This window comes from Streptomyces sp. bgisy100, from assembly GCF_057709105.1.
On sequence record NZ_JBYITE010000037.1, the window covers coordinates 48,139 to 71,379 of the forward strand.

At 74.1% G+C, this 23,241-nt stretch carries 20 protein-coding genes; 10 read left to right on the forward strand and 10 right to left on the reverse strand.

Annotated features, from left to right (window positions below):
• Positions 1 to 277 precede the first annotated feature (277 nt).
• Positions 278 to 1,078 carry a peroxide stress protein YaaA gene (gene yaaA, locus AC3EQ1_RS22715; RefSeq protein WP_432096183.1) on the forward strand — a complete coding sequence of 267 codons (801 nt, stop codon included), beginning with the start codon at positions 278 to 280 and terminating at the stop codon, positions 1,076 to 1,078.
• 391 nt (positions 1,079 to 1,469) lie between these two features.
• On the opposite strand, the gene AC3EQ1_RS22720 is transcribed toward yaaA, so the two are convergent.
• The 3 genes from AC3EQ1_RS22720 to AC3EQ1_RS22730 are packed head-to-tail and all read right to left on the reverse strand — an operon-like array spanning position 1,470 to position 4,332.
• Positions 1,470 to 2,657 (reverse strand): bifunctional RNase H/acid phosphatase, encoded by a 1,188-nt coding sequence (locus tag AC3EQ1_RS22720; protein ID WP_432096184.1) that lies wholly within the window; start codon positions 2,655 to 2,657, stop codon positions 1,470 to 1,472.
• A 5-nt stretch (positions 2,658 to 2,662) separates the two neighbouring features.
• On the reverse strand, positions 2,663 to 3,406 hold the full coding sequence (locus AC3EQ1_RS22725; protein WP_432096205.1) for a zinc ribbon domain-containing protein: 744 nt from the start codon (positions 3,404 to 3,406) through the stop codon (positions 2,663 to 2,665).
• Positions 3,403 to 4,332, reverse strand: coding sequence for a Nif3-like dinuclear metal center hexameric protein (locus tag AC3EQ1_RS22730; protein ID WP_432096185.1), 930 nt, complete (start codon positions 4,330 to 4,332; stop codon positions 3,403 to 3,405). The genes AC3EQ1_RS22725 and AC3EQ1_RS22730 overlap by 4 nt, the downstream gene beginning before the upstream one ends.
• Before the next feature lie 428 nt (positions 4,333 to 4,760).
• Here AC3EQ1_RS22730 and AC3EQ1_RS22735 point away from each other — a divergent pair, with 428 nt between their 5' ends.
• The gene (locus tag AC3EQ1_RS22735; protein WP_432096186.1) at positions 4,761 to 6,947 is read left to right on the forward strand and encodes a hypothetical protein; all 2,187 of its coding nucleotides are present in this window, start codon (positions 4,761 to 4,763) and stop codon (positions 6,945 to 6,947) included.
• Between the two features lie 192 nt (positions 6,948 to 7,139).
• Positions 7,140 to 7,301: a hypothetical protein gene (locus AC3EQ1_RS22740; RefSeq protein ID WP_432096187.1), complete on the forward strand. Its 162-nt coding sequence runs from the start codon at positions 7,140 to 7,142 to the stop codon at positions 7,299 to 7,301.
• A gap of 212 nt (positions 7,302 to 7,513) precedes the next feature.
• Here AC3EQ1_RS22740 and AC3EQ1_RS22745 read toward each other — a convergent pair whose 3' ends face one another.
• The 4 genes from AC3EQ1_RS22745 to AC3EQ1_RS22760 form a co-directional block, all read right to left on the reverse strand.
• The gene (locus AC3EQ1_RS22745; RefSeq protein WP_432096188.1) at positions 7,514 to 8,464 is read right to left on the reverse strand and encodes a 3-oxoacyl-ACP reductase; all 951 of its coding nucleotides are present in this window, start codon (positions 8,462 to 8,464) and stop codon (positions 7,514 to 7,516) included.
• A gap of 248 nt (positions 8,465 to 8,712) precedes the next feature.
• On the reverse strand, positions 8,713 to 9,798 hold the full coding sequence (locus tag AC3EQ1_RS22750; RefSeq protein ID WP_432096189.1) for an alcohol dehydrogenase catalytic domain-containing protein: 1,086 nt from the start codon (positions 9,796 to 9,798) through the stop codon (positions 8,713 to 8,715).
• A gap of 124 nt (positions 9,799 to 9,922) precedes the next feature.
• Positions 9,923 to 10,777, reverse strand: a complete 855-nt coding sequence (locus AC3EQ1_RS22755) for a MaoC/PaaZ C-terminal domain-containing protein (RefSeq protein ID WP_432096190.1) — start codon at positions 10,775 to 10,777, stop codon at positions 9,923 to 9,925.
• A 594-nt stretch (positions 10,778 to 11,371) separates the two neighbouring features.
• On the reverse strand, positions 11,372 to 12,289 hold the full coding sequence (locus AC3EQ1_RS22760; protein WP_432096191.1) for an SDR family NAD(P)-dependent oxidoreductase: 918 nt from the start codon (positions 12,287 to 12,289) through the stop codon (positions 11,372 to 11,374).
• Positions 12,290 to 12,446: 157 nt separating this feature from the next.
• Here AC3EQ1_RS22760 and AC3EQ1_RS22765 point away from each other — a divergent pair, with 157 nt between their 5' ends.
• From AC3EQ1_RS22765 to AC3EQ1_RS22785, 5 genes are all read left to right on the forward strand, one after another.
• Positions 12,447 to 13,091, forward strand: a complete 645-nt coding sequence (locus AC3EQ1_RS22765) for a class I SAM-dependent methyltransferase (protein ID WP_432096192.1) — start codon at positions 12,447 to 12,449, stop codon at positions 13,089 to 13,091.
• Between the two features lie 143 nt (positions 13,092 to 13,234).
• Positions 13,235 to 14,239, forward strand: a complete 1,005-nt coding sequence (locus AC3EQ1_RS22770; protein WP_432096193.1) for an N-acetylmuramoyl-L-alanine amidase — start codon at positions 13,235 to 13,237, stop codon at positions 14,237 to 14,239.
• Between the two features lie 180 nt (positions 14,240 to 14,419).
• Positions 14,420 to 15,238, forward strand: a complete 819-nt coding sequence (locus tag AC3EQ1_RS22775) for a DUF5336 domain-containing protein (protein WP_432096194.1) — start codon at positions 14,420 to 14,422, stop codon at positions 15,236 to 15,238.
• A gap of 332 nt (positions 15,239 to 15,570) precedes the next feature.
• Positions 15,571 to 16,581, forward strand: coding sequence for an LLM class F420-dependent oxidoreductase (locus AC3EQ1_RS22780; protein WP_432096195.1), 1,011 nt, complete (start codon positions 15,571 to 15,573; stop codon positions 16,579 to 16,581).
• A 212-nt stretch (positions 16,582 to 16,793) separates the two neighbouring features.
• Positions 16,794 to 17,087 (forward strand): hypothetical protein, encoded by a 294-nt coding sequence (locus AC3EQ1_RS22785; RefSeq protein WP_432096196.1) that lies wholly within the window; start codon positions 16,794 to 16,796, stop codon positions 17,085 to 17,087.
• 211 nt (positions 17,088 to 17,298) lie between these two features.
• On the opposite strand, the gene AC3EQ1_RS22790 is transcribed toward AC3EQ1_RS22785, so the two are convergent.
• The 3 genes from AC3EQ1_RS22790 to AC3EQ1_RS22800 form a co-directional block, all read right to left on the reverse strand.
• Complete coding sequence (locus tag AC3EQ1_RS22790) at positions 17,299 to 18,378, reverse strand: prenyltransferase/squalene oxidase repeat-containing protein (RefSeq protein WP_432096197.1); 1,080 nt, start codon at positions 18,376 to 18,378, stop codon at positions 17,299 to 17,301.
• Positions 18,375 to 19,130 carry a class I SAM-dependent methyltransferase gene (locus tag AC3EQ1_RS22795; protein ID WP_432096198.1) on the reverse strand — a complete coding sequence of 252 codons (756 nt, stop codon included), beginning with the start codon at positions 19,128 to 19,130 and terminating at the stop codon, positions 18,375 to 18,377. Before AC3EQ1_RS22795 ends, AC3EQ1_RS22790 begins: the two co-directional genes overlap by 4 nt.
• 64 nt (positions 19,131 to 19,194) lie before the next feature.
• Positions 19,195 to 20,526: a glycosyltransferase family 4 protein gene (locus AC3EQ1_RS22800; protein ID WP_432096199.1), complete on the reverse strand. Its 1,332-nt coding sequence runs from the start codon at positions 20,524 to 20,526 to the stop codon at positions 19,195 to 19,197.
• A 281-nt stretch (positions 20,527 to 20,807) separates the two neighbouring features.
• Between AC3EQ1_RS22800 and AC3EQ1_RS22805 the strand changes: the two genes are divergently transcribed.
• Together AC3EQ1_RS22805 and AC3EQ1_RS22810 are read left to right on the forward strand one after the other, a co-directional pair.
• Positions 20,808 to 21,413 carry a TetR family transcriptional regulator gene (locus tag AC3EQ1_RS22805; protein ID WP_432096200.1) on the forward strand — a complete coding sequence of 202 codons (606 nt, stop codon included), beginning with the start codon at positions 20,808 to 20,810 and terminating at the stop codon, positions 21,411 to 21,413.
• Between the two features lie 615 nt (positions 21,414 to 22,028).
• Positions 22,029 to 22,634: a response regulator transcription factor gene (locus AC3EQ1_RS22810; protein ID WP_432096201.1), complete on the forward strand. Its 606-nt coding sequence runs from the start codon at positions 22,029 to 22,031 to the stop codon at positions 22,632 to 22,634.
• Positions 22,635 to 23,241: the final 607 nt, after the last annotated feature.

The following is a 23,241-nucleotide window of genomic DNA, read 5'->3' on the forward strand; positions in this document are numbered from 1 at the left end:
GAAAGGAGAGTTCTTCCCCCGATCGTGGCACAGCGCGACGCGGCCGCCGCTGCTCTCGGCGTTGCTGTGTACACCCGTGGCGGTCCGGAGGCGGGATCGGGCGGGGCCGGCCGCCGCGGTCGGCTGCGTGGGGCACCGGGGCGGCCCCGGCGTCCGGTGGCAGGCCGTCCGGGAGGTGGCAGACCGTCCGGGGGCAGGGCGCGGGGCCGTTAGGCTGCGGCGGGGGCCCTGTCCGGTCGGCCACGGCCCCCGCTCACCCGTGTGAAGGAGATCTTCCGTGCTCGTGCTGTTGCCGCCGTCCGAAGGAAAGGCCGCCGGCGGTTCCGGAGCGCCGCTCGACCCGGCGGGGCTGTCGCTGCCCGGACTCCGGGAGGCGCGCGCCACGGTGCTCGACGAGCTGGTGTCGCTGTGCGGCGGCGACGAGGAGAAGGCGCGGGAGGTCCTCGGGCTCAGCGAGGGGCTGCGGGGCGAGGTCGCCAAGAACGCGGGGCTGCGCACCGCACCGGCACGCCCGGCCGGCGAGATCTACACGGGCGTGCTGTACGACGCCCTGGGCCTGGCCACGCTCAACGCCGCGGCGCGCCGCCGCGCGGAGCGGTCGCTCCTGGTCTTCTCCGGGCTGTGGGGCGCGCTGGGGATCGCCGACCGCATTCCCTCCTACCGCTGCTCGATGGGGGTGAAGCTGCCGGGACTCGGCGCGCTCGGGGCGTACTGGCGGGGGCCGATGGCCCAGGTCATGCCGGCCGCCGCCGGGGACGGCCTCGTGCTGGATCTGCGGTCGTCCGCCTACACGGCCGCCTGGAAGCCGAAGGGCGAGGTCGCGGAACGCACCGCCACCGTCCGCGTGCTGCACGCGCGCATGGTGGACGGCGTCGAGAAGCGGTCGGTGGTCAGCCACTTCAACAAGGCGACGAAGGGACGGCTGGTCCGGGATCTGCTGACGACCGGGGCGGAGCCCGCGGACCCGGCGGAGCTCGTGACGGCCCTGCGGGACCTCGGGCACGTGGTGGAGGCCGAGGCGCCCGCGAAGCCGGGCCGGCCCTGGCAGCTGGACATCGTGGTCACCGAGGTGCACTGACGGCGCCGGTCTCGGAGCCCGGTGAGCGCCGCATCCGGAGCCCGGTGAGCGCCGCACCCGAGCCCGGTGAGCGCCGTTCCCGGCAGCGCCGGGCTTCCACCCGACGGCCGACGGCCCACGACCGGCGACCGGCGACCGGCGACCGGCGACCGGCGCGGAATGAGAAGAGTGCGGGCTCCCGTTCGGAAGCCCGCACCTTCGGCACCGCAGCGGACAGCGCCGCTGCGGACCTCGCCGCAGAGAACGCAGCGAACCGCGGAGAACCGCACCCGCGGAGAGCCGCGCAGACCGGTGGCCGACGCAGGCGGCCACCGCTCTCGTGCCCATGTCCGCGGGGCAGACTCCGCGGGCCGGCGCCCTCGGTCGGCGTCCGCGGGTCGGCGCCCTCGGTTCAGCGCAGGTGGCCGGTGTCGTTCAGCAGCCTCAACGACGCGTTGCCGTCCGCGTAGTAGGCGACCGCCGAGAGGGAGGCCGCCGACAGTTCCATCCGGAACAGGGACTCCGGTGGGGCCCCCAGGGCCAGCCGGACCAGGGTCTTCACCGGGGTGACATGGGTGACCAGCAGCACCGTGCGGCCCGCGTGGCGGGCCAGGATCTTGTCACGGGCCAGGGCCGTCCGGCGGGCCACCTGGGCGAAGCTCTCGCCGCCCGGCGGTGCAGCCTTCGCCGACCCCAGCCAGGCGTCGAGTTCCTCGGGGTAGCGCTCGCGCACCTCGCCGAAGGTCAGCCCCTCCCAGGCGCCGAAGTCGGTCTCCCGCAGCCCCTCGTCGATCCGGACGTCCAGTCCGAGCCGGCCGGCGACCGTCTCGGCCGTCTCCCGGCAGCGGCGCAGCGGCGAGCTGACGACGGCCTGGACCGTGCCGCGCGCGGCGAGCGCCGCGGCGACCTGTTCGGCCTGGCGGCGGCCCGCGGGCGAGAGCTCGGGGTCGGAGCCGCCGCTGCCGGAGAAGCGCTTCTCCGGGGTGAGCGCGGTCTCGCCGTGCCGGAGCAGGACGAAGGTGGTGGGGGTGCCGAGGTCGGCCGGGGCGGCGTAGCCGAGCGGGGCGGGCGCGGGCTCGGGGAGCGGCTCGTCCGCGTCCGGCACGGCCGTCGCGGCCCGCTCCCCCGCGGCGGTGCGGGACGGGCTGTCCAGGGCGGCCGTCGACCGGGACGGCTGCCACTGCTCACCCCGCTTGCCCGCGTCCATCGCCTCGTTGGCGAGCCGGTCCGCGTGCTTGTTCTGCTCGCGCGGAATCCACTCGTACGTGACCCGGCCGGGCGGCAGCACGGTCTTCGCCTCGGCCGCCAGCGGACGCATGTCCGGGTGCTTGATCTTCCAGCGGCCCGACATCTGCTCGACGACGAGCTTGGAGTCCATCCGGACGCGGACGGCGGCCTCCGGGTCCAGGGCGTGGGCGGCCCGCAGACCGGCGATCAGGCCGCGGTACTCGGCGACGTTGTTCGTCGCGGTGCCGATGTACTCCGCGGCCTCGGCCAGCGGCTCACCGGTCTCCGCGTCGAGGACGACCGCGCCGTAACCCGCGGGCCCCGGATTGCCCCGGGACCCGCCGTCCGCCTCGACGATGAAGCGTCGACTCACGGGGCCTACAGCCCCGACTCGCCGGTACGGACCAGGATGCGGCGGCAGTTCTCGCACCGCACGACCTCGTCCGGGGCCGCGGTCCGCACCTCGTTGAGCTCGGTGATGTTGAGCTCGAGCCGGCAGCCCTCGCAGCGCCGCTGGTAGAGCCGGGCAGCGCCGACGCCGCCCTGCTGCTGGCGCAGCTTCTCGTAGAGCTTCATCAGGTCGGCCGGGACGGAGGCGGCCACGATCTCGCGCTCCTTGGTGACGGTCGCCACCTCGTCGTCGAGCTCCTGGAGGGCGGCGTCCCGGCGGCCGACGGCGTCGGCGACCTTGGCCTGCACGGACCCCACCCGCTCGGTGAGCTCCCCGGCCCGCTCCTGTGCGGACTCGCGGCGCTCCATGACCTCCAGGACGACGTCCTCCAGGTCGCCCTGGCGCTTGGCGAGGGAGGCGATCTCGTGCTGGAGGCTCTCCAGGTCCTTCGGGGAGGACACCGCTCCGGAGTCCAGCCGCTGCTGGTCGCGGGCGGCGCGCTGGCGCACCTGGTCCACGTCCTGCTCGGCCTTGGTCTGCTCGCGGGCGGTGTCGCTCTCCTCGGTCTGGGCGGCGACCAGCAGGTCGCGCAGCTGCGCGAGGTCGGCGTTCTGGGTCTCGATCTCCGCATGCTCCGGCAGGCTGCGGCGCTTGTGCGCGAGCTGCGACAGGCGGACGTCGAGGGACTGGACGTCGAGCAGTCGGATCTGGTCGGCGGGCGCGGCGTTCAGCGTGGGGCTCCTGAGGTGTGGGTGGGGACATCCGTACGGGCGCCCGTGGGGCCCGGCGGTGCGGTGTCGGTGGCGTTCCCCGCACCGGGGGCGGGGGAACGGTGGGCCGCCGCGTGGGCGGTCCAGGGGTCGGTGACCGTGCGGGAGACGTGCGTGCGCAGGTTCCAGCCGTGCCGGTCGGAGATCTCGTCGAGCTGGGCGGCGGCCTGCTGGACCCAGGGCCACTCGGTGGCCCAGTGCGCGGCGTCCAGCAGTGCCAGCGGGCTCCGCTCCTGGGCCTCGGACGCCGGGTGGTGGCGCAGGTCGGCGGTGAGGTAGACGTCCACGCCCGCCTGCCGCACGTCGTCGAAGAGGCTGTCGCCGGAACCGCCGCACACGGCGACGGTCCGCACCGTGCGGGCCGGGTCGCCGGCGACCCGGATGCCCTGGGCGGTGGCCGGGAGCCGCTCGGCGACGCGGCCGGCGAAGGCCTCCAGGGTCAGCGGCTCGTCGAGCTCGCAGACCCGGCCCAGGCCCCGGCGGCCGGCCGGGTCCGTGGCGTCCGGGACGAGCGGGCCGGTGATCCGCAGGTCGAGGGCGCCGGCCAGGGCGTCCGAGACGCCCGGGTCCGCGCGGTCGGCGTTGGTGTGTGCCACGTGCAGCGCCACGTCGTTCTTGATCAGCGTGTGGACGACGCGGCCCTTGAAGGTGGACGCGGCGACCGTCGTCGTGCCCCGCAGGTAGAGCGGGTGGTGGGTGACGAGCAGGTCGGCGCCGAGTTCGACGGCCTCGTCGGCGACGCGCTGCACGGGGTCCACGGCGAAGAGGACCCGGGAGACCTCGGCGTCGGGGGATCCGCAGACGGTGCCGACGGCGTCCCACTGCTCCGCCCGCTCGGGGGGCCAGAGAGTGTCGAGCGCGGCGATGACTTCAGACAGTGCGGGCACGGGTCAGAGGTTACCTCTCACCAGTGTCCTCGGGTGCTGCCACTGCCCGACCCGGGGGACCCCGCCCGGACCGTGCCGGGGGCCGGCCGGGGACCGCTCCGGCTCCGGAGGCCGGCCCGGCCGGCCTCCCGCCGCCGGCCTCCCGCCGCCGGGCCCGCCACCTCGCGGAAGCGCCGGAGCCCGGCACGGAGCGGCGCACCGGGCCGCGGACGGCGACGGGGACGGCGATATGACGGGGACAGGGGCGACCGGGCGCGGGGGCTCCGCCACGTGCCACCGGCGCCGCACCCGCCCACCACCGGGAGCACAAACTGGCCTGAAAACTCAGCGGAATCGGGCAAGCAACACCCTTATGTGTGAAGCGGGGGAAGGCGCACTGTTCGGCCGCAGCGGCCGAAACTAGGTTCGGGCGCCGGAGGTGACCCCTGATGACGGTCTGTGCCCCAGCGCCGGAGACCACCGCGGACAGCGGCACCCTGCGACCGACGCCGCTGACGATCTCCGCGGAGGGCTCGTACGGGGCGCGGCTGGCGGGGGGAGCGGAGACCGGGAACTGGTTCCCCGAGCGCTGGACGCTCGGCGGGCCGGAGCCGTACGTCGTCCCGCTGCCCGGCAACCAGCCCGAGGAGCCGGACAGCGAGGTTCTGCCGCTCGCCGACGGCCGGGTGCTGATTTCCCGCCGTGTCGCGGACCGGTACGCGTTCTCACTGCTCTACCCCACCGGCCCCGGCACCGGTGAACTGTCGCTCGGCGGGGTCGTCTGCGAGCGGCTCACCCTGCTGCCGCCGGTGCCCGGCGGAACGGCCGCCTACGCGCTCGCCCACGGCGAACACTCGACCGCGCTGTGGCGGGTGTACGACGGGCGGCCCCGCGAGGCGGGCAGCGGCCCCGTCCGGCCGGAACACGTCGTCGAACTGCGCGGCCGCTGCTCTGGGGGCGCCTGGCTGGACCGTACCGGCCGGCTGCTCGCGCTCGATCAGCAGCCGACGGACGGCCGGGTGAAGACGGTCGCCGTGGATCTGGGCCGGGGCGGCGCGATCAGTCCGCTGCTCCAGATCACCGAGGAGAGCAACGACCGGCTGCTGCTGGCCGATCCGGACAGCGGGCTGCTGCTCGTGCAGTCGGACGCGCCGGGCCACGAACGGCTCGGCTGGGGCGTGCTCGGCAGCAGCCGCCCGGTGCGCTTCCCCGAGACGCTGCGGCTGCCGGACGCGGCGGTGACCCCGTTCGCCGTCCAGCCGGGCCAGATGCTGATGCCGGAGAACTGCGCGGTGGCGCTGCGGATCGACGGCGCCGGCGGCAGCCGGGTCGGGGTGTGGCGGCCGTCCGGCCGGGAGCTGCGGCAGCTCACGCCCCCGCACGGCTGGCTGGCGGGCGCGGGCCTGTGGACACCGGACGGCGAGCTGCGACTGCCGTACGCCACGGCCGAGCTGCCGTGCGGACTGGCCCGGATGACGGCGGGAACGCGGGCGGCGGGCCCGGGTGCGGGTGCGGGTCGGGCACCGGACGAGGCGGGTCCGGCCCCGAGTACGGATCGGGCACCGGGTGCGGATCGGGCGCCGGGTGGGGGCCGCGGGCCGACGGAGGGGCCGGCACGGGGACCGGCGCGTGCGGTGCGGGGGCCGGTGACGGCGGAGGTGGCGCGCATGGATGGGGCGGTTCCGGCAGCGGAAACGGTCAGCGCGACGGAGGCCGTTGCCGCCGTACAGGCCGTTGCCGCGGCGGAGGCGGTGGTTGCTGCGGCGGAGTCCGCGCCGATGCCCGGAGCGGAGCGGGGGCAGGCGGCCGAGGGGTCGGCGGAACCGGCGCGACCAGTGAGCGAAGTGCCGTGGGCAGTGGCCGAGGCCTTGAGGCCGGTGGCCGAGACATCGGACCCGGTGGCCGAGGCGTCGGGCCCGATGGCCGAGGCGTCGGGCCCGATGGCGGCAGAGGTGGAGCAGCCGGCCGCGGAGCCCGCACGGGCTGCGCGGAGACAGCCGGCCTGGGTGCCGGTGGCACTGCCGGTGCCGGTGCCGGTGGCGGAGCAGGTGCCGGTGGCAGTGGCGGTGGCTGAGCAAGTGCCGGTGCCGGTGGCTGAGCAAGTGCCGGTGCCGGTGCCGGTGCCGGTGGCGGTGGCGGCGCCGACGTCGGGTCCGGCCCTGGAGCCGTTCCCCGAACCGCAGCCGCACCCACAACCGCAGCTACAGCCACAACCGCAAGCGTGGCCGGAGCCGCTGGCCGAGGCCGGATCCGTACCGCTGCCGCTGCCCGTCCCGGAGCCGCGACACGCCGAAGGGGAAATCCGTGATCCGTGGGTGCACCACCCGGCAGGACCGGGGAATTCCGCGGAGCCGGAGGGGGGTTTCGCGGCCGGAACCGGGAGCGTGCCGGAGCCGGAGGCGGGTCCGGCAGCGGACCGTCGGCACCCGGAACCGGAGGTGCCGGTCGTTGTCGGTGCGAACATCACCGGGCTGGACACACGCCCCTGGACCGAGGAGAGCGAGCCGGTTGTGGAGGCGTGGGGAACGGGTAGCCCGCCGGGTATGGCCGACCCCTGGCAGGGTAAAGATTCAGCCAGTCACCCTCCGTCCCGTCCGGTGCCTCTCCAGCAGGCTCCCATGGCTCGGACCAGGTAGCTGCACGATCATCAGCCTGGTTAGAATTCTCCGGGGGCTACGTAGCTGAACAGACCGGGCACCGACGGTTACTCACCGATGTTGTGCGGTTGGCCGATTGACGACTGTCGTCGGCCGTTTCGGGACGGCGTACTGCACGCTGCCGCGGCCCTCGCGCACAGCACGAAGCGATTCGACGGGGTGACGTCACCAATGTCCGAAGCACGAACCAACACGAGCGAGGCGCGCCCCCAGGGAGCTGCCGCCGAGGGCGCTTCCAGCCGTGGGAAGCACCGGGGGCCGGCGGCGGCCGAGGACGCGCAGACGCCGGTCCACGGCCGCCACCGGCGGCCCGCACAGGAGCAGAACTCCTGAGGCTGTCGTAACGGGGATTGCCGGGCAGTCCGGGCGCCGTCCGTCGGCCCGGGGCTGCCTTTCGGCTTTCCGGGCCCGGGCGCGGGCCCGCCGGACACCGTGCGGCCGGCCGCGCGTCCGGCGGGGGACACCGTACGCCCGAGCGCGGCCGACCGTCCGGGGGCCGTCACGGGTGCGCCGGGCCGTAGTGCCGCCCGGCCGGCGCCGTGGGGCTACCCCCGCTTGAGGCCGAGGACCTCCACCGCGGCGAAGGTCTCGCCCGGCGGGCGCTCCGCGAAGTACGGCGTCAGCAGGTCGTCGAGTTCCGCATGGCTGAAGGTCTCCTTCGCGGAGTCGAACTGCGCGGCCACACGAGGCCGTTCGACGACCGCGACCATTCCGCCGTGCACCACGAACACCTGCCCGTTGACCCGCGTGGCGGCCGGCGAGGCGAGATAGCCGACGAGCGGGGCGACGTGTTCCGGGGCGAGCACATCGAGCCCGCCGTCCTCCGGAACTCCGAAGCCTGCGAAGACGTCCTCGGTCATCCGGGTGCGGGCGCGCGGGCAGATGGCGTTGGCGGTGACCCCGTACTTGGCGAGCGCGGCGGCCGTGGACGTGGTCAGCCCGACGATTCCGCCCTTGGCGGCGGCGTAGTTGGGCTGGCCGGCCGAGCCGGCGAGGAACGCCTCCGAGGAGGTGTTGACGATCCGGCCGTGCACCGGGCCGCCCGTCGCCTTGGCCCGTTCCCGCCAGTGTTCGGCGGCGAAGCGCGTGGTGTTGAAGTGACCCTTCAGATGGACCCGGATCACCGCGTCCCACTCGTCCTCGGTCATCGAGAAGACCATCCGGTCGCGGAGGATGCCCGCGTTGTTGACCAGGATGTCGAGGGAGCCGTAGAGGCCGACGGCGAGGTCGACCATGGCCCGTGCCTGCTCGAACACCGCCACGTCGCCGAGGTGGGCCACGGCCTGGCCGCCCGCGGCCCGGATCTCCGCGGCGACCTCCTCGGCGGGGGTGGCCGACGCCGCGCCCGAACCGTCCCGCCCCGGCTGCCCGTAGTCGTTGACGATGACGCGGGCACCGAGCCTGGCCAGTTCGAGGGCTTCCGCGCGGCCGAGGCCGCGACCGGCACCCGTGACGATCGCGGCCTTTCCGTCGAGGGGCAGTCCCTGCGATGGCATACGTGTCCTCTCAGAAGTCTCTGGCGGTGTCCCGGAGCGCTCTGACGGCCGTGCGGCGCGCAACTCGGACGGTTGCCACGGGCGCTCTCGTGCGGTGGCGCTCGGACGGTCGTCGGAAAGAGCGGCGGTGCTCGGGTCCGGCCGTCGGCCCCGGGGCCCGTCCAGTGGCCCGGCCCGGGAACCACCACCGGCCGCGGCCGCCCGATCCTCCGGAGCCGTCCGCCGGACCCGCTCGGTCCGGTCCGCCGTCAGATCTCGATGCAGGTGCGCAGGGCCTCACCCGTGCGCATCTGGTCCAGTGCGTCGTTGATGTCGGCGAGCCGGACCCGGTGGGTGATGAGCCCCTGGAGGTCGATACGGCCGGCCCGCCAGAGGGCGATCGCCCGCTCGTAGGACCGGAGGACGTCCCCGCCGCCGTACATCGACGGCAGCATCCGCTTCTCGTCGAAGAACAGCTCGAACATGTTGACCTGGAGGTGATCGTCCATCGCCCCGGCGCCGACGACACAGAGGGTGCCGCCGCGGCGGGTGGTCTCGTACGCCGTCCGGGCGGTGGCGGACTTCCCGACGACCTCGAAGACGTAGTCGAAGCCCTCGTCCCCCGTGATCCGGGCCTTGGCGTCGGCCAGTTCCTCGGGGGCGACGGCCTCGGTGGCGCCGAAGCGCAGGGCCGCCTCGCGCCGCGAGACGACGGGGTCGACCGCCACGATCTGCGCCGCGCCGGCCGCCCGTGCGCCCTGGATGGTGCTGATGCCGACCCCGCCGCAGCCGATGACGGCGACGGACGAACCCGCCTCCACCCGGGCGGTGTTCAGCGCGGCTCCGAGGCCGGTGGTGACACCGCAGCCGATCAGCGCCGCGATGTCGTACGGCACGTCGTCCGGGATGGGGACCGCGCACCCGGCGCCGACCACCACCTCCTCGGCGAAGGTGCCCGTTCCGGCGAAGCCGAAGACGTCCTCGGGGCTGCCGCCGGCCCGTTTGAAGTTCGGGGTCCCGGCGTTGAGGAACCCGGTGAGACAGAGGTGCCCCTGGCCGCGCCGGCACGAGGGACAGCTGCCGCAGGAGGGCAGCCAGCAGACGAGGACCCGGTCGCCCTGGCTCAGCCCGGTCACGCCGTCGCCGACGTCGATGACCTCGCCCGCTCCCTCGTGACCGGGGACGAACGGGGCGGGCTGCGGCAGCACACCGTTCATCGCCGAGACATCGGAGTGGCACAGTCCGGTGGCCCGGATCCGGAGTCTCACCTTCCCGGGGCCGAAGCCGACCGCCTCGATCCCGTCGACGACTTCGAGCTTGTCCTGCCCGATCTCCTGCTGGACGGCTGCGCGCACGATGGGCTCCCTTCACGGGCGGTGGGGGCGACGGCGGAGCCGCCGCCTCCCGGTGCCGGGCGAGTGATGGCCGGAGCGGACGAGTGTGGGACGGCGTGCGGGTTGTTCACGGGAGCCGGCTCGGTCAGGAGTGCTCCACCACGGTGTCCGCGAGGACCGGTGCGTCGTCCCGCTCTACGGCGGTCACCGTGGCCTGGATACGGCCCGTCTCCTGCCACATCCGGATGCGCAGGGTCTCCCCCGGGAAGACGACCCCGGCGAAGCGCGTGGCATAGGCGCGGACCCGGCTCACGTCGCCGCCGAGCACGGTGTCCACCACGGCCTTGAGGGTCATGCCGTACGAGCAGAGGCCGTGCAGGATCGGCCGGTCGTAGCCGGCCAGCTTCGCGAACTCGGGGTCGGCGTGCAACGGGTTCCAGTCGCCGGAGAGCCGGTAGAGCAGCGCCTGGTCCTCGCGGATCGGGCGCTCGACGGTCCGGTCCGGCTCCCGGCCGGGGGTTTCGAGCCGGCCGGAGGGCCCCCGCTCACCACCGAAGCCGCCTTCGCCCCGGACGAAGATCTGGGTGTCGCTGGTCCACAGCGTTCCGTCGTCGTCGGCCGCGGCGGAGCGCAGCACGATGACCGCCGCCTTCCCCTTGTCGTACACCGCGGCGATCCGGGAGGTCTGAACGGCCGTGCCGCGCACGGGGATCGGCCGGTGCAGTTCGATGCGCTGGCCACCGTGCAGTACGGAGGCGAGGTCGACGTCGATCCCGGGCGAGGACAGTCCCCCGGCGGCCGCCAGGGCCCCGCCCGCGACGGTGGCGAAGCTGGGCAGGACGTGCAGCCTGCTCTCCAGCGTGTAGCGGAGTTCGTCCGGGGCGGTGGCGGGGATCCCCGCGCCCACACCGAGGTGGTAGAGCTGGATGTCCTTGTGGTCCCAGGCGAGATCCGTCCGGCGGGGCTCGGCCGAGAGGGCCTGTCCGACGTCGATGGGCATCGGGTCTGCTCCTTCACCACGGGTGGGTGTGGGGGACCCCGGCACGGCCGTCCGCACCGTCGGTCGCACCGGGGTCGTCCGAAGTCGGCCCGAACAACGCGTCCGGCCCGGAGCAGGCCTAGAACGCGTTCTAGCCGATGGGCCCCATGTATAACGCAGCGCCCGACACTTGGGAAGACCGCTGACACCGGGCCGGAATCGCTCTCCCGCACGACGGATGTCACCTGACACCCGCACCGCAGAACGCCGTTCGGCGCCGACACCCGAACCACGCAGTTGCCACCCCGGAAAGCCACTGACGAGACGAGAGGACCGTGACACCCGAACGCACAGCGCCGGGGCCACCAACACACCACCGAGGGAGAGCCGCCGACGCGCGGGAGGGGGACGGGGCCGGAGGGGTGGGGGGTTCCGGAAGCTTCCGTGTATTTGTGGCCCCCAGGGCCGTAAATATACGTTCCGGAACCCCCCCACCCCGCAGGCCCCGGCACCCGGCACCACCCACCACCCGCGCGAGAGCCCGCACCCGGTCACGGCCCCCCGCACCCAGCGGCACCGAGCCCGCACCCGGGGACCGGCGACGCCCTCGCCCCCTCAGGTCCGCAGATACGACGCCCCGTTGAGATCGAGCACCGTCCCCGAAGCCCACTGCGCCTGCGGCGACGCGAGCCACAGCACCGCGTCCGCGACCTCGCCGGGCCGGGCGACCCGCCCGAACGGGCTCTGCACCCGGATGTCCTCGCCCTCCGGCCCGGTGAGCCGGTGGGCGACCCGCTCGGTCTCGACGAACCCGGGCGCGACCGAGGCCACCGCGATGCCGTACGGCGCCAGGGCCACGGCCAGGGACTGGCCGAGCGCGTGCACGGCGGCCTTCGTCGCCCCGTACGCCGGATGATCGGGCTCGCCCCGGAACGCGCCGCGCGAGCCGATGTTGACGATCCGCCCGCCCGTCCGCTGGGCGATCATCCGCTGGGCGGCGAGATGGCTGGCGTTCGCCGTGCCCACCACGTTGACGGCCGTGTGCCGCTGCCACGCGGCGGACCACTCGGCGTAGAGCGTGGCGGCCGGCGGGTGCGGGGCCATGATGGCCGCGTTGTTCACCAGCACGTCGAGGCCGCCGAGCGCCCGGGCCGCCGCGTCGACGAGCGCCTCGGTCTCCTCCGGGTCCGACAAGTCGCCGCCGACCAGGGCGTGCCCCGAGCCCGGCAGGCCGGCGAGGGTCGCCTCGGCCTCCTCGCGACTGGTCCCGTAGTGGACGGCGACCTGGTCTCCGTTGGCCGCGAACGCATGGGCCACCGCCCGCCCGACGCCCCGGGCCGCCCCGGTGACCAGGACGCGCCGCCCGCGGCCCGGGAAGTCGGGGATCACCGGGGCGGGCTCCGGCTCGGGCACCGCCAGGTCCGGCTCCGGGAGGGGCGGGCCGGACACGGGCCGCGGGACGGCTTCCGACGCGGTTCCCGTCGGGGCCTTCGGTGCCGCCTCCGGCATGCCTCCCGGCAGAGATGGGGTCATGGTGCTTCCCTCCTGCGATCCTGCGATCAGTTCGGGCCGGTTCAGCGTAGGAGCCCGGAGGCCCGCCCCGGGCCCGCGCAACGCCTACCCACCCGGCTCCCGCCGCAGGCGATCGGGCAGCATGGGCGGTCACAGCCGTACGACCAGGAGGACCCCCATGAGCTCGGGCCCCAAGCCGGAGATACTCGCCGCGTTCGAGGCGGCCAAGGGCTTCATGCCGGTGGACGAGGGCCTGGCCCTGTACGAGGCGGCCGCCGAGGCCGCCGTCCGCGGTCTCCCGCTGCTGGAGGTCGGCACCTACTGCGGCCGCTCGACCCTGCTGCTGGCCGACGCCGCGCGCGAGGGCGGCACGGTCGCCGTCACCGTCGACCACCACCGCGGCTCCGAGGAGCAGCAGCCCGGCTGGGAGTACCACGACGCGGACGTCGTGGATCCGGAGGTCGGCCGGATGGACACCCTGCCCACGTTCCGGCGCACCCTGTTCCACGCCGGGCTGGAGGACCACGTCATCGCGGTGGTCGGCCGGTCCCCGCAGGTGGCGGCGCTGTGGGGGATGCCGCTCGGGCTGGTCTTCATCGACGGCGGCCACACCGACGAGCACGCGACGGCCGACTACGAGGGGTGGGCCCCGCACGTCGCCCCGGACGGCCTGCTGGTCATCCACGACGTGTTCGCGGACCCGGCCGACGGCGGTCAGGCGCCGTACCGGATCTACCGGCGGGCCCTGGAGTCCGGGGGCTTCAGCGAGGTCTCCCGGGCGGGCTCCCTGCATGTCCTGCGGCGCACCGGGACGGGCGTCTGAACGGTCCGGACGGAGCCGGGCGGGGTGCCGCCACACCGAAGGAGCCGGCACCGCCCCGACAGGGAGCAGCTTGCACGCGGGCGAGAGGGGGCAGCTTGCTCGCGGGCGAGAGAGGCGCCCGGAAGATGCCCTAGCATCACGGAGTGTCCAACGGCAGCCCTCCCTCGCCCCCGCGCAGCCCCGGCGGCACCGCGCTCATCGTTCTGTCCGTATTCGTCCCGACCTGCTTCGCCGGCTGGCTGGGCTGGCAGGCGATCGGCGGGACGGACGACGGCCGGGCGAAGGAGGCCGTGTCCCGGCCGTCCGCGGCGGCCCGGACCGACGGCCGCACACCGGAGGGCGGCGAGGTGAAGCCGTCGCGGCAGGCTCCCTCGGCCGGCGCTTCCCGGCCCGGCCCGGACAAGAGCCGCGGCGGGACGGGCTCCGGCGGTGGTGACGGCGCGGGGCAGCGGGGCGACTCCCCCGCACCCGACGGCCCACTGGCCGGCAAGGTCGTGGTGGTCGACCCCGGCCACAACCTCCACAACCGCGATCACACCGGCGAGATCGCCGAGTCGGTGGACATCGGTACGCACCGCAAGGAGTGCGACACCACCGGCGCCGCCACCAACTCCGGTTACAGCGAGGCGGCCTTCGCCCTCGATGTCTCGCGGCGTATCCGGACCCTGCTCGCGGACCGCGGCGCGACGGTGAAGATGACCCAGGACAACGACCGTCCGTACGGGCCCTGTGTGGACGAGCGCGCCCGGATCGGTAACAAGGCGAAGGCCGACGCCGTCGTCTCGGTCCACGCGGACGGGTCGGTGACCGGCAACCGCGGCTTCCACGTCATTCTCCCGGCGTCCGTCCGGGGCGGCGACGCCGACACCTCCGGCATCGTCAAACCCTCCCGTGAACTCGGCGAGCGGATCGCCGGCATGTTCGTCCGCGAGACCGGCAGCCGCCCGTCCAACTACATCGGCGGGGGTACCGGCCTGGACGTCCGGTCCGACCTCGGCGGGCTCAACCTGTCAACGGTGCCGAAGGTGTTCATCGAGTGCGGCAACATGCGCGACCCCGACGACGCGGCCGATCTGACCAGTTCGAAATGGCGGCAGAACGCGGCCCGGGGCATCGCAAACGGTATCGAGGATTTCCTGAAGAAGTAGGAATCATCGACTCAACGGGGAATTGGCGGGGAAGAGGGGAAATCACCGACGTGTGTGACGTGGCGGACACCCCGCGCAACTGCCCGCTACATTCATCCGTACGATGGGGCCCACCCCCGCGCCGCACGCCCACGCGTACCGGCGACAGCGACACCGACGAGACCGAATAAGGATTAACACGTGAACATCCGCTCCCTCACTCGAGGCGACGGCGTGGTGATCGGAGCAGCGGTGTTGCTGTTCATCGCCTCGTTCCTCGACTTCTACTCCTGCGACACCGAGTTCTGCAGCACGAACGCGTGGGACTCGGATCTGTTCCCGGTACTCCCCTCGCTCTACCTGGCCGGCATCATCGCCGCCGGCCTGATCGTCGGCGCCCGCTTCCTGCCCGCCGGGCGCAAGATCGCCGGCCTGGGGCTGGACCAGTGGGGCCTGGCGCTCGCGGTGTTCGCCGCCTGGACCGGGCTGTGGACGCTCATGGGCGGGCTGCCCGCGGACAACGGCGTCGGCCAGATCCTCGGAGTGATCGCCGCTGTCGCGCTCGCCGCGGGTGCCGTGCTCAACACCCGCATCCCGGCGCTCCAGGCCGCGCTGATGGGCGCGCCCCGGCCGCAGGCACCTTCTCCGTACGGTGCGGCGCCGACGCAGGGCTACGGCTACCCGGGCCAGCAGGCGGCCCCGTCCCCGTACGGTGCGCAGGCGGGCCAGCCCACCGCCCAGCAGCCCTACGGCGGTCAGCAGCAGGCGGCCCAGCCCGGCCCGGCGGCCGGTACGCAGGGCGGCCAGGCGCCGGCCGGCGGCGAGTTCGCCCCGTTCTGGTTCGCGGTGCCGGTCTCCCGCCCGCTGTACGCCGAGGACGGCTCGCCGACGCCGATCGCCGAGCTGGCGCCCGGCACCTGGTACCTGGCGGTCGACCAGCGGGGAGCGGCGCTCATCGCGCAGACGCAGGACGGCCGGCGCGGCGTCCTGCAGGACACGACCGGCATTCAGCGCGGCTGAACCGGCCACGGCCGGACTCACGCACGGCCCCTCGCCCCTCCCGGGCGGGGGGCCGTCGGCGTATCCGGCCCCGGCGCCGGTGTCCGCCTCGCGCCCCTGAGGCCTCGAATCACCACGGCCCTGAAGCACCACAGCCCGTAGCCCCACGCCCTCGAAGCCCCGCGGTCCCGCACCGGCCCGCCGGCACGGTGGCCTCCCCCGTGCGGCCGCGGCCGGTTCGCGAGGGGCCGTTGCCTGCGCGTCGGGGCCCCCGTAGAGTCGGCACGTCGGCTAGCGATCTGACGTAACGTCAGTTCTTGTGCCTCACAGGGTCACACGGGGAGGGGTACGGCATGCGACTCGGCCTCGCGCTCGGCTACTGGGGACGCGGACCCGACCCCGGCCACGTCGAACTCGCCGTCCAGGCCGAGCGGCTCGGCTACGACTCGGTATGGACGGCGGAGGCCTGGGGCTCCGACGCGTTCACCGCCCTGACCTGGATCGCCGCCCACACCTCGCGCATCCGGCTGGGCACCGCCGTCGCGCAGATGTCCGCCCGCACCCCCACCGCCACCGCGATGCACGCACTGACCCTGGACCACCTCTCGGGCGGGCGGATGATGCTGGGGCTGGGTCTGTCCGGTCCGCAGGTGGTCGAGGGCTGGTACGGGCGGCCGTTCCCGGCGAGCCCGCTGACCGCGACCCGCGAGTACGTGGACGTCATACGCCAAGTGCTGCGCCGCGAGGGCCCGGTGGAGCTGGACGGCCGCTTCCACTCCCACCCCTACGGCGGTGCCGGCGCCACCGGCCTCGGCAAGCCGCTGAAGCCGATCACGCATCCGCTCCGCCCCGACCTGCCGGTGCTCCTCGGCGCCGAGGGCCCGAAGAACATCGCCCAGACCGCCCGGATCGCCGACGGCTGGCTGCCGCTGTACTGGTCGCCGCTGCGCACCGAGGTCTACGAGGCGTCGCTCGCGGACGCCCCCGAGGGCTTCATGGTGGCGCCGATGGCCCGCGCCCAGGTCTGCGACGACGTGGCCGAGGGACTGCTGCCCGTCAAGGCGATGCTCGGCTTCTACATCGGCGGGATGGGGCACGCGGCCCGCAACTTCCACGCCGACCTGATGGCGCGGATGGGCTTCGAGGAGGAGGCGCGCCGCATCCAGCGGCTCTTCCTCGAAGGCCGCAGGGCGGAGGCGGTGGAGGCGGTGCCGGACGCGTTCGCGGACGAGATATCGCTGGTCGGACCGCCGGAGCGGATCGCCGAACGGCTCGAACTCTGGCGCAAGGGACGGGTGACGGACCTCCTGGTCACCGCACCCGACCCGATGACGCTCCAGGTGCTGGCCGAGCTGAACACCTGACCGGCCGGGGGCGAGCCGACACGGGCCACCGGCCGTCCGCCGGGCGGGCGGTGACCGGCCGCGGGTGCCGGACGGGGCCCGCCGTCCGCGCCCCGGACCGGCGAACGGTGCGGTGCCGGCCACGGCGGCACGGGGCGCCCCGCCCCCGACGGACCACGCCCGTCAACTCACGCCGCGGGTTTCCCCCGAACGGAAGTGGCAACACGAGTTCCATGTCGAGACGCCACAGCTCAGGAAGCAACACCGCTGCCACGATCCTGGCCGCCATCGCGGACATCGCCGCCGTGATCCTCGGCCTGTGGATCGTCATGTACTGGCTCGACGCGAACCGGGCCAACGACCTGGTCGACTTCGTCCAGGGTGCCGCCCACTGGCTCGCCGGCTGGTCCCACGACCTGTTCACCGTGGACCCCGACTGGCTGCGTGTGCTGCTGAACTACGGTCTTCCGGCCGTGGTGTACCTCTTCATCGGGCACGCGGTCGCCGGCCGGCTGCGCCGCGTCTGAGCAGCCGGCCGGAGCGGAACTCCGGCGCCGGCCCGGCGCCTCGTCTTTCCGTCTCCCCGGGCCGGTTCCGTCCCGTTCCCGGGCCGTCCCGTTCCCGGCCGGTCCGCTCCCGCCTCGCGTGACCGGCCGAGCCCGTCAACCGGCTGCCGGCCGGCCCGCCGTCACCCGCGTCGCTGGACGACCGCGCTCAGCAGCCGCCGTACGGCCGCGCTCAGCAGCAGTCCGGTTCGAGGCCGGACGGCAGCCGTTCGCCGCCGAAGACCGCCGTCGTCGCCTCGTCCCCGCCGAGCGCGGCGACGGCGAGCAGCAGAGACCCCGCGGTCCAGGAGGTGAGCTCCTCCGGCCACACCGCGTCGTCCTCGAAGACGTAGCCCGTCCAGTACATCCCGTTGCCGGACCGCAGGTGCTGGATCCACCGGAGGATCTGCACCGCGCGGTCGGACTCGCCCATCGCCCAGAGCGCAAGGGCGAGTTCGGAGCTCTCGCCGCCGGTGACCCAGGGCCGGTCGGAGACGCAGCGCACCCCGAGGCCGGGGACGACGAAGCGGTCCCACTCGGCCTCGATGCGCTCCTTGGCCTGCGGCCCGGTGACGGCGCCGCCGAGCACCGGGTAGTACCAGTCCATGGAGAACCGGTTTTTGTCGAGGAACCGCTCCGGGTGCCGGCGGATGGCGTGGCCGAGCCAGCCCGCCGCGAGCTCCCAGTCGGGCTGCGCGTCCCCGCGCTGCTCGGCGACGGCCAGGGCGCAGCGCAGGGCCTGGTGGATGGAGGCGGAGCCGGTCAGCAGGGCGTCCGCCACGGGCGTCCCGTCGTCCTCCCGCTTCCAGCCGATCTGTCCGCCGGGCTGCTGCAGCGCGAGGACGAACTCGACGGCGGCGTAGACGGTGGGCCACATCCGGTCCAGGAAGGCGTCGTCGCCGGTGGAGAGGTAGTGGTGCCAGACGCCGACGGCCACGTAGGCGACGAAGTTGGTCTCGCGCCCGCGGTCGGTGGGGTCGTCGGCGGCCACGCCGTCGGTGCGGTCGGGGTACGCCGCGTACCAGGAGCCGTCGGCGTTCTGGTGGTCGGCGAGCCAGCGGTAGGCGGCCGCGGCGCGGTCGTGCTCGCCGGCGGCGTCCAGCGCCATGGCGGCCTCGACGTGGTCCCACGGGTCGAGGTGGTGCCCGCGGAACCAGGGGATGGCGCCGTCGGCGCGCTGTACGGCGAGAATGCCCGCCACGGTCTGTGCGGCCTGTCCTGCGGTCAGTACTCCCGGCAGGACGAGGCGTTCGGTGCGGCCGGGGCTCGTCACGCCTGTGCCTCCGGTCCGTCGCCGAGGGCGCCCTTGGGGGTGTGCGGCTTGGTCGCGTACGCCACGAAGCTCTTGCCGATCAGCGGGTTCAGGGCGCGCTCGGCGACCCGGGTGGCCAGCGGCTTCTTCATGATGTCCCAGACCAGCAGCTGGTGGTACGCCTTGACCGGCAGGGCCTTGTCGTTGTCCACGCCGAAGGCGCACTTGAGCCACCAGTAGGGCGAGTGCAGGCCGTGCGCGTGGTGGGTGCCGTACGGGCGGAGTCCGGCCTCGCGCATCTTCCGCAGGAGTTCGTCGGCGCGGTAGATGCGGATGTGGCCGCCCTCGACCTCGTGGTACGCGTCGGAGAGGGCCCAGCAGATCTTCTCCGGGCCGTAGCGCGGCACGGTCACGGCGATCCGGCCGCCCGGCTTGAGGACCCGGACCATTTCGGCGAGCACGCCCTTGTCGTCGGGTATGTGCTCCATGACCTCGGAGATGATCACGACGTCGAAGCTGTCGTCGGGGAAGGGCAGCGCCAGCGCGTCGCCCTCCATCGCGGTGGCCTCCGCGCCCGCGGGGGCCTCCCCGGCCTCCTTCATGGCGGCGAACCAGGTGGCGACCTCGCGGATCTCCTCGGCGTTGCGGTCGAGGGCGACGACCTTCGCGCCCCGCCGGTAGCACTCGAAGGCGTGCCGGCCGGCGCCGCAGCCCAGATCGAGCACGCGGTCGCCTGCGGCGAGCGGGAAGCGGGTGAAGTCGACGGTCAGCACAGGCGTCTGCTTTCGTCCGGCGGGTCGTTGCTGGGTGGGGACGTCGGGGGCCCGGGGGTCGGGCTCAGGCGGCGGGTGCGGTCCGGGCCTGTCGCACGATGGCTTCGCGGTAGCGTTCGGCGGTGCCGCGCGCGGCCTGCTCCCAGGTGAAGCGGCTCAGGACGCGCTCACGGCCCGCGGCGCCGAGTCTGCGCCGCAGGTCGTCGTCGTCCAGGACGCGGCCGAGGGCGCCGGCCAGGGCTCCGGCGTCACCGGGCGGCACGGCCAGGCAGGTCTCGCCGTCGGGTCCGGCGACCTCGGGAATGGCGCCGCCGGTGGTGGCGACGAGCGCGGTGCCGGTGGCCATGGCCTCGGCGGCGGGCAGCGAGAAGCCTTCGTAGAGCGAGGGCACGCAGACGACCTGGGCACCGCGGACCAGATCCGCCAGCTCCTCGTCGGTGATGCCCTTGACGAACTCCACGGCGCCGGTGAGGCCGTACCGCTCGATGGCGGCGGCGACCGGTCCGTCCTCGGCGCGCTTGCCGACGACGACCAGGTGGGCCCGGGGGTTCTCGGTACGGAGCTTGGCCAGCGCCTCGATCAGGTGGATCAGCCCCTTGAGGGGGACGTCGGCGCTGGAGGTGGTGACGATCCGGCCGGGTATCTCGGGCACGGCCGGGTCGGGCGAGAAGAGGGCGGTGTCCGCGCCGACGTGCACCACGTGGATGCGGTCCTCGCGCACACCGAGGTGGTCCACGATCTCCTGCCGCGAGGAGCCGGAGACGGTGAGGACGGACGGCAGGCGGCGGGCGACGCGCTTCTGCATCCGGGTGAAGCCGTACCAGCGGCGCACCGACAGCCGGCCCTTCCAGCCGGTGGCGGCGTCGAGGTCGAGCCGCCGGTCGACGGTGATCGGGTGGTGGATCGTGGTGACCAGCGGGGCGCCCAGCCGGCCGGCGTCGAGCAGCCCGTAGCCGAGGGTCTGGTTGTCGTGGATGACGTCGAAGGAGCCGCGACGGGCCGCGAGGTGGCGGCGGGCGCGCAGGCTGAAGGTGAGCGGCTCCGGAAAACCGCCGGTCCACATGGTCGCCACTTCGAGGGCGTCGATCCAGTCCCGGTACTCGCCGCGCCGGGGGGTGCGGAACGGGTCGGGCTGCCGGTAGAGGTCCAGGCTGGGCAGCTCGGTGAGGGTGACGCCCTCGTCGACGACCGGGTACGGCTGGGCACCGATCACCTCGACGGTGTGCCCGAGCCGGGCCAGCTCGCGGGAGAGGTGGCGGACGTACACGCCCTGTCCCCCGCAGAACGGGTTCCCCTTGTAGGTCAGCAGCGCGATCCGCAACGGGCGGTCGCCGTCGGCCGCGGACACCCCGCCAAGGGGGCGACGCGCGGCTGCCTGCACGGCCTCAGCGGTCACTCTCGGCCCCCTTCTGACTGCAGTTCTGCCGGAGCGTAACCGCTCGCGCTAATCTAGAACAAGTTACAGACTTGATCGTTCAAGGAGCATCGAATCTACCGGCAGGTAGCGGACCCGGAAGGGCTCGATCAGGTGATTCGCGCCACGGCGCGACCCCTGCCATGCTGTCCGGATCCTGCCGGTGGGCCCCCGAGCCCCAGGCCAGAGGGGTCCCGGGCGGACCCGGGTCCTCCGCAGCCTTCGACGCAATCCACGGATGTCACGGAAACGGAATGGGACACATGACCACTGAACCCAAGCCGTCCTCCCCGCCCCTGACGGAACGTCAGGAAGCTCGCCGCCGTCGGATTCTGCACGCGAGCGCCCAGCTGGCCGGCCGCGGCGGCTTCGAGGCCGTGCAGATGCGCGAGGTCGCGGAGCTCTCCAGCGTCGCCCTGGGCACGCTCTACCGCTACTTCCCCTCCAAGATCCATCTGCTGGTCGCGACCATGCAGGACCAGCTCCAGCAGCTCCAGGAGACGCTGCGGAAGCGTCCGCCGACCGAGGACGAGCCGGCGGCCCGGGTCGCCCAGACCCTGATGCGGGCGTTCCGCGCCATGCAGCGCGAACCGCACCTCGCGGAGGCCATGGTGCGGGCCCTGACCTTCGCCGACCGCTCGGTCAGCGCCGAGGTCGACACCGTCTCCCGGCTGACCACCGCGATCATCCTCGATGCCATGGGGCTGGCGGACGCGCCCACCCCCGAGCAGCTGTCCGTGGTCCGCGTCATCGAGCACACCTGGCACTCGGCGCTGATCACCTGGCTGTCGGGGCGGGCCTCGATCGCCCAGGTCAAGGTGGACATCGAGACGGTGTGCGGGTTGATCGGACCGGTGGGGCGGGGGTAGTTCGGGGGTGGGTCCGCCGGGGCGGGTCCGCCGGAGTGGGTCCGCCGGAGTGGGTCCGCCGGGGGCGGGTTGCCTGAGCGGGTCCGCCGGGGTGGCCGGGGCCGCGGTCGGTCGGGGTTTCGCGAGGCCCGGGGTGTGGCGGTGCGGGTTGGCGACGGCCGGTGTGTGGCCGCGGACCGGCTGTTCTGGGGGCCGGGGTTCGAGCTTGCGGGGGTTCGGGGTAAGGCGGACCGGCTGTTCTGGGAGCCAGGCCTTGCGGTGGGTCGGGTTTCCGGGGGTTCGGGTTTCCGGTGGGTCGGGGGTGCGGTGGGTCGGGGGTGCGGCGGCTCGGGGTGTGATGTCGCTCGCGGGCCTGGGGAGCCCGGGGTGGCGGCCCCTCTGTCCGGCGGGTGCCGAGGCAGTGGCGGCTCGGCCCGGAACCTGGCTCACCGGGAGCACAGCAGCTCATCCGCAGGGGCGTGCGATGCCCCGTCGCGCGCCGGGCGCACAGGGAAGCATGCGTGCGCCCCTGCGCCCCCTCATGGCCGGTTCTCGCCTCCAGGACGGGGCATCCGGATGTATGAAATTGCGACGACAGCGCGGGGAGCGCTGCGTCGACTAGGTGAAGGGGGAGATGTGATCCGGGTACTCCTGGTGCACGACACGAGCCTTCTGCGGTCCGCGCTGGCCGCCCTGCTGCGGAAGGAAGGCGACCTCGATGTCGCGTCCGCGCCGTGGGAGACCGCACCGGGGATGGCGCGGTCTCTGCAGCCTCACGTCTGCATCGTGGATGTCGACTGCCCGGGTTCGCGCACACTGAGTGCCGCCGCCGAGCTCGCCCGGCGCATGACCGGAACCGGAGCCGCCCTGCTGGTGCTGGCGACCGTGGCGAGACCCGGGCTGCTCCGGCGGGCCTTCGAGGCGCGCGCCCTGGGCTACGTCAACAAGGACGCCGGGCCGCAGCGATTACTGGAGGGCATACGGAAGGTCGCGGCGGGCGAGCGCTTCGTGGACGAGTCGCTCGCCTTCGGCTTTCTGCAGGCCGCCGAGATGCCGCTGACACCACGCGAGTTGAGCGTGCTGTCGCTGGCGGCGGAGGGCGCGACGGTCGCCGAGATAGCGCGCGGACTGCATCTGTCCAACGGCACGGTGCGCAACTACATGTCCGCCATCACGCGCAAGACCGGGGCGCGGAATCGGGTCGACGCGATACGGATATCCCAGGGGGAGGGGTGGGTGTAGGGGGATGAGACGCGGCTGGTTCGGCTGTGCGGTGCCGGGGCGCGTTCTTGGGGGCGCACGCCCGCGTGTGGGGCGGCCGGGGCGGGTCGGGCTGGGCCGGGGTGAACCCGGATCGGGTTGAGTCCGGTCGGGGTCGGGTCCGGTCGGGGCCGGCCGACGGGGACTTCTCTCAGAGCTGCCGACGCATCTGAGGGGTTGCCGTTCGGGGGTCGCCGGTTCCGGAAGCCGGCGGCCGGGGTTCGTTGCCGGTATGTGTGCCTGAGCCCGGGGTGCTTCAGTCCTGCCGGACGGGTTCCGGGTGCGGGCTCGTGCTCGGTTCGCGGGGTGCGGGTGCCGTCCTGGAGTGACGGGTTCGGAGCGCGGGGTGCGGGTGCCGTCCCGGGTTGCGGGGTCGGAGCGCCGGGCGCGGGTGTGGTCCCGGGTTGCGGGGTCGGAGCGCCGGGCGCGGGTGCCGTCCCGGGTTGCGGGGTCGGAGCGCCGGGCGCGGGTGCCGTCCCGGGTTGCGGGGTCGGAGCGCCGGGCGCGGGTGCCGTCCCGGGTTGCGGGGTCGGAGCGCCGGGCGCGGGTGTGGTGCGGGGGCCGGGGCCTGCGGGGTGGGGGGTTCCGG

Bases quoted from the DNA above. Each gene is read 5' to 3' on its own strand.
- AC3EQ1_RS22735 (WP_432096186.1), top strand. From the start codon at position 4,761: ATGACGGTCTGTGCCCCAGCGCCGGAGACCACCGCGGACAGCGGCACC.
- AC3EQ1_RS22740 (WP_432096187.1), top strand. From the start codon at position 7,140: ATGTCCGAAGCACGAACCAACACGAGCGAGGCGCGCCCCCAGGGAGCT.
- AC3EQ1_RS22745 (WP_432096188.1), bottom strand. From the start codon at position 8,464: ATGCCATCGCAGGGACTGCCCCTCGACGGAAAGGCCGCGATCGTCACG.
- AC3EQ1_RS22755 (WP_432096190.1), bottom strand. From the start codon at position 10,777: ATGCCCATCGACGTCGGACAGGCCCTCTCGGCCGAGCCCCGCCGGACG.
- AC3EQ1_RS22760 (WP_432096191.1), bottom strand. From the start codon at position 12,289: ATGACCCCATCTCTGCCGGGAGGCATGCCGGAGGCGGCACCGAAGGCC.
- AC3EQ1_RS22765 (WP_432096192.1), top strand. From the start codon at position 12,447: ATGAGCTCGGGCCCCAAGCCGGAGATACTCGCCGCGTTCGAGGCGGCC.
- AC3EQ1_RS22780 (WP_432096195.1), top strand. From the start codon at position 15,571: ATGCGACTCGGCCTCGCGCTCGGCTACTGGGGACGCGGACCCGACCCC.
- AC3EQ1_RS22785 (WP_432096196.1), top strand. From the start codon at position 16,794: ATGTCGAGACGCCACAGCTCAGGAAGCAACACCGCTGCCACGATCCTG.
- AC3EQ1_RS22805 (WP_432096200.1), top strand. From the start codon at position 20,808: ATGACCACTGAACCCAAGCCGTCCTCCCCGCCCCTGACGGAACGTCAG.